Source organism: Campylobacter coli LMG 9860, assembly GCF_000254135.1.
Taxonomy (GTDB): Bacteria; Campylobacterota; Campylobacteria; order Campylobacterales; family Campylobacteraceae; genus Campylobacter_D; species Campylobacter_D coli.
In genome coordinates, this window is the sequence record NZ_AINS01000088.1 from 1 (window position 1) to 4,834 (window position 4,834).

Consider the following 4,834-nt stretch of genomic DNA (forward strand, 5'->3'; position numbering starts at 1 on the left):
GTAGAATCCACATCTCTTGGATCTTTTAATTTACCTTTTTCAATATCATTATATAAAGCCCAAATGATTCTGCCTTCTTTATCATAGGCAAAATCATATTTATTTAAATCAATCACCCAATCTGCTCCCATAATCTCATCTATAAAAGGTAGCATACCAAATTCATCAGGCTGTATAGTTTTAGCTAATTCTTTTACCAATTTAGCCCTTAAAGGATTTTTATGTATCTCTGCCATACCTATACCTATTTCTAAAAGATTATCAGCATAATTATAAATTCCTCTTTTTATACCTAATTCTTCATATCCTCCACCTGTGAGTTGAATATATAAAATAAAACATTGTATCATTCTGGCATTAAAGCCATGATTTTTAGAACGCACAAAATATTCAGGTTTTCCTAGTATTCCTGCTGCTATACCCCATTCTTGTCTAAAAAGAGAAGATTTTAAGGTTTCTTTATTATTGTTAACTTCATCATAAATATAGGCGTATTCTTCATTGATTAAATATCCTTTTTCATCTACATTAGCATAAGCATCATAGGGTATATCTATAACTGTACTTCTTATACCACTTCTTATAATTAGATATTTATATCTTTCTCTTTTAGTTTTTAAAGATTTATAATAAGCTTTTTCTGCTTTAGTCCAAGGAGCTATAGCTCCTTTTATAGGATCTTTTAAATAAATACTTTGCCAATCTTTAATTTCAAGTAAAGTAGAACTTTACCCTGTGTAAAGATTAGGATCTAGATATATTGGTTTATAGTCTTTGTAGGGGGAGTTTTTCATAATATAATAAGATTTAAAAACCGCTTTGGAATATTCTTCGGTATAATTGCCTGTGGGTTTAATATTTTCTTTAAATAGTATTTTATTGGTATCTTTTTCCACATCTAATGTTAATCCATCGGGTGTATAAATCTCATAAGTTTCGCTCATTATTTATCCTTCGTAAAATCCAATGCAAAATCCAAATAAACTCATCTATTAATTTTTCCTATCCATCTTATAATATTACCCTTATCATCAATCTCTACTTCTAAATCTTTGTATTTGTTGTAAAATTTAGGAGCTAAAATTTCATTAAAGTATTTTGTGCCTTTGGGGGTTGTTGCTACCCAGATATTGTATTGTGACCAATATTGTGGTGTATCCCAAGAAACATCATTTAAAATAAGACTATATCCACCCTCGTCTAATGTTTCAGGATCGTCCAAATCTCTAATAAATTTGTCTTGATAAAAGAAATTATCTCTAAAATATATCCAAGCTTGGTATTTATCTTCTTTATAATAAGATAAGTTTGAGGGATAGTCTATTTTATTTCTATCTTCTTCATCGCAATAAGAACCAAAGTCTATATATCCTGCTAAGAATAGTTGTCCTAAGATGTTTATATATTCACTTATATAGGTAGGTTTGGGTGTATTTAAAGAGAAAGGGTTGCTAAGATTGTCAATGTTACAAGTACCCAATAAAATTAAATCATTACATTCCCATCTTGATGCGCCCATACTTTTTCCACAAATAAATAAAATATAATACTCAAATAACTCTAAAATATCCATTTTTGTTATCAGGCAAGAAGATATAATTAAAGAGGGATTATTGTAGGCATTTTCTTTTAATTGTGTTTTCTTCCATAAGCTATAATCTATATCAGGAAAAAATATAGCACATTTTTCTTCTTTATTCCATTTGATATAATTATACTTCATTTTTCACCCCATTTTCTATATGTATTGTTCTAAGATTTCCTCTTGGTTTATTAGAATTTACCTCTATGGTCTCACCTCCACTTTTAGAAGCTTTTTTATATTGTATAATAGTTTGATCATCTAATTTTCTCATTTTTATAGTACCTCCAAGTTTATCTTGATTTATATCTTTTAATATGTCTGCCCCATCTGTAATCTCTTCCCAAATTTCTTTTATTTGTTTATTATCCTTAACCCAGAAAACATTCTTGCTTCTACCAGGTCCTAATTCTTTAGAAGTCTTAAGATTGTATTTATTTTTTAACACCTCTATCACTTCTTGTTTAGTGGCATATTTGGATTTTTTCTTAATAATATTTTTTGCATTTTTAGGATTTTTCACTGCACCAAGCATTGCTAAGGCATCACCGATAATGCTGACATTTTCAAGTGAATTTGAAATATCTTCCACTATACCTTCTAATGGGGTAAATAAAGGCTTTATGGCTCCGCTTGATGATTTTTCCCATTCTTTAAATTCATCAAATATTATCTCAATAAACTCTCCACTACCATCTTGTTTGTATTCTTATAACATTATCAGGGATGATTTCTTGAGTATTGTTATAGTTTTCATTGGTGTGAGCTTGTGTGGTATTTGTATCATCTTTTATATTATCACTTATAAGCATATCTTTATCATTTGCGTTAAAATAATCCTTAGTATAAACATTAAAGCAACACACATTTTCATTATCAAGCCACTCATCTAAACCTTTTGCAATTTCAAAACCAATCTTTTGCATTTTTGCAGGAGCTAAAAAACTCTATGATGGATGATGTTTTCATTTTCTCTATAATCTTTATCATATTCATGTAGCTGTGTAAAATACCCTACTCCTAGATCCTTGTTTTTAAATTCTTTATAAGCACTTTTATAAACTTTGGCAATGTTTTTGGGGATAACAAAGATTAATTTTAACAAATGCATACCAAGTCTAATCTCACACTCTTTAAATTCATAATCTTTACTAAAGTCTTGTTTAAGAGTATTTAGTACATTAATATCATTTAGATTGAATAAATCATTTTTAGATAATTCTAATTTATCTAAACCTTGTTCGTTTTAATATAGGGTATCGTTTAGATATAAATTAGTGAAAAGATTGTCTTTTTGATATTTGTGCTCTTTATAATACATTCTTAATCTAGCTTCTTTTAACTCTATTTGATTTTTGCTTTGTTCTCCTAAGCCCTCCTCAGGATCAAAGCTGTGATCAAATTTAAACTTAGTAGGGGTAAAGCTTACTTTTAAAGCAAAGCCTTTATCTGTTTTACAAGCTGAGATGAGTTCTTGTAATATAGCGTATTCTCCATTTACTTTCTTTTGAGATAAGGAGCCTTTAATATCCACTACCTTAGTACAAGGATAACTTACATTAGCTATAGTGTGAGGACAAGCTACTATACTAGAGTTTAATAAATCACTTTCTAGCATTATAGGGATACCATCACTTTTAAAGGATTTTCCTTTGTTTGATTTAAGTATGACTTTGCCTCCATGGATACATTCTAGGTTTTGATTTTCTAAAAGAGCGTGAAGTTTGGCTATGCTTTGTTTTTTATCTACTTGTGTGGTTGTTTGTTCTTTTAGAGTGTTTGAAATTAAATCTTTGTATTCTAAGCTTTGTTTGCTTAAGCATTCTAATTTGATATTTAAAGAATTTTCTATAATAGAATAATTAAGCAAGCAAAGTTCATCATTTTTATAAAAGATACTAAGTCTTCCTAAACCACTGCCTTCATCTTTAGGAGAAAAATAATAACTGGGTATATCTTGTTTTATAAGATTATCTTGATCTAATTCTCCAAAGTAAAAAGGATTATTAGGAAGTTCGGTGGAGCCTGTAAGGAGGGTGGAGTTTAGGAAGATATAAGCTTGATAGCTTTGGAGTTCTTCAAAAGTAAAATCTGTCGTTGCTTCTAATTTATAAAGTTCTTCATAAATGCTTTGACAATCAATGATGCTTTTATTTTCACAAAATAAATAAATACTTTTTTTATCTTTATGAATAGAATATAAAAAGTCTCTACCTATCATAATTTTCCTAAATAATACCTATTTTGGCTTTTCCACTAAAATATAAAGCTTGCGATATTTTACAAACTCCACCTAAATACCGCTCATCCCAAATTTGATCTTTTAGCCTATAAACTTTTGAATTATATCCATATATTTTTGTTATATTGTTAATATTTTCAAGACATTTCATATCTTTATAAACTGCAATGAAAATTCTAAATTCCCCAATGGCAATTTTATGGGCTAAATTTTCTTGATTATTAATAAAGGAACAATCTTTTCTGTATTTATTAAAATCATTTTTATCAAGAATTAAAATATATTTTTCTTTTTCTTGCACCTTTAAAATAAAATCTATAATTTCTGTTTAACTAATAATAGGAACTTTATAACTTGTATAATAACTATCTCCAAGCTCTTCTAAAATACCATTGGTTTCTTGCATTATAGTGGCTATTAATGAAAGAGAATACTCAAAGTGGTTAATCTTTTCTGGATGGTTTTTATTTAACCCAAAAGAGCTATTTTTATTAGTAGCATTATTTTTTAACACAAAAGTTTCTGTATAAATTTGAATATTTTTCATAAAATGATTAAGATACTCTATACACTCACTAAGGCTTTTATCTTTAACTTTGTTATAGTTAGCATCTAATTCTAAAAGATAAGAATAAAAATAGAGAGTATTAACAAGAGGTTTTATGGAGCGATCGTTTTTTCCTGTATATATACCTAAGGCATTATAATTAAGCCTATGCTTCCAAGAAAGACTAAAAACCTTGAAACGCTTTTTGTAGATTTAAAGATGATTTTATAAATAAATTTTAATATAAGATAAGAAAGAATAGTAGAAATTATAATAAGAAGTAATATGTATGTCATGGGTTATCTCCTTAGACTCTCTATTTTATTAAAATTAAGATATAGTTTATAAGTTATATTCAGCAGTATAACTTTTTCTTTATCATTAAAATAATAGAGCTTGTTTTTTCATATATTTTTATCCTTTATAGTTTATATTTTTAGTCTTTGATTTGAGAGATAAGTTC

At 27.7% G+C, this 4,834-nt stretch carries 5 protein-coding genes and 2 pseudogenes; all 7 read right to left on the minus strand.

Annotated features, from left to right (window positions below; all coding sequences use genetic code 11):
- Positions 1-944: pseudogene (locus CCO88_RS08855) on the minus strand (hypothetical protein); the annotation flags it as partial.
- A gap of 41 nt (positions 945-985) precedes the next feature.
- On the minus strand, positions 986-1,723 hold the full coding sequence (locus tag CCO88_RS08860; protein ID WP_002776827.1) for a hypothetical protein: 738 nt from the start codon (positions 1,721-1,723) through the stop codon (positions 986-988).
- Positions 1,713-2,174, minus strand: coding sequence for a hypothetical protein (locus CCO88_RS10965; RefSeq protein ID WP_002840310.1), 462 nt, complete (start codon positions 2,172-2,174; stop codon positions 1,713-1,715). Before CCO88_RS10965 ends, CCO88_RS08860 begins: the two co-directional genes overlap by 11 nt.
- Positions 2,175-2,271: 97 nt before the next feature.
- Positions 2,272-2,508 carry a hypothetical protein gene (locus CCO88_RS10970; RefSeq protein ID WP_002840312.1) on the minus strand — a complete coding sequence of 79 codons (237 nt, stop codon included), beginning with the start codon at positions 2,506-2,508 and terminating at the stop codon, positions 2,272-2,274.
- 11 nt (positions 2,509-2,519) lie between these two features.
- Positions 2,520-2,693 (minus strand): hypothetical protein, encoded by a 174-nt coding sequence (locus CCO88_RS10975; RefSeq protein WP_223207244.1) that lies wholly within the window; start codon positions 2,691-2,693, stop codon positions 2,520-2,522.
- A gap of 135 nt (positions 2,694-2,828) precedes the next feature.
- Positions 2,829-3,803, minus strand: coding sequence for a hypothetical protein (locus CCO88_RS10980; RefSeq protein WP_223209383.1), 975 nt, complete (start codon positions 3,801-3,803; stop codon positions 2,829-2,831).
- Positions 3,804-3,810: 7 nt separating this feature from the next.
- A pseudogene (locus tag CCO88_RS11095) lies at positions 3,811-4,533 on the minus strand (hypothetical protein); the annotation flags it as partial.
- Positions 4,534-4,834 lie beyond the last annotated feature (301 nt).

Coding starts and splice junctions, on each gene's coding strand:
- CCO88_RS08860 (WP_002776827.1), bottom strand. CDS start 1,723: ATGAAGTATAATTATATCAAATGGAATAAAGAAGAAAAATGTGCTATA.
- CCO88_RS10980 (WP_223209383.1), bottom strand. CDS start 3,803: ATGATAGGTAGAGACTTTTTATATTCTATTCATAAAGATAAAAAAAGT.
- CCO88_RS10975 (WP_223207244.1), bottom strand. CDS start 2,693: ATGCATTTGTTAAAATTAATCTTTGTTATCCCCAAAAACATTGCCAAA.
- CCO88_RS10970 (WP_002840312.1), bottom strand. CDS start 2,508: ATGCAAAAGATTGGTTTTGAAATTGCAAAAGGTTTAGATGAGTGGCTT.